Source organism: Pseudoalteromonas sp. CR1 (genome assembly GCF_019392235.1).
GTDB lineage: Bacteria > Pseudomonadota > Gammaproteobacteria > Enterobacterales > Alteromonadaceae > Pseudoalteromonas.
Map to the genome: position 1 here is coordinate 1 of NZ_JAHXRM010000372.1, position 259 is coordinate 259.

Consider the following 259-nt stretch of genomic DNA (forward strand, 5'->3'; position numbering starts at 1 on the left):
GGTGGACGCTTCGGCGATCTGCTGGGCCTGATGCTCCGAGGCCTGGGCCAGATGCATGGCGGTGGCCTGAGTCTCTTGCACCGCGCCGGCAACTTGCCCGGCGGTTAAGTTGATCGTCGCCACCAGATCGCGCAGTTGGTCCACCGAATAGTTGATGGAGTCGGCGATAGTGCCGGTGAAGTCTTCGGTCACTGAGGCGGTCACCGTGAGGTCGCCATCGGCCAGGTCTTCGATTTCGTCGAGCAGGCGCATGATCGCG

1 pseudogene is annotated in these 259 nt (G+C 63.3%); it reads right to left on the reverse strand.

What is annotated here, in order from left to right:
* Positions 1-259: pseudogene (locus tag KZZ04_RS19765) on the reverse strand (chemotaxis protein); the annotation flags it as partial.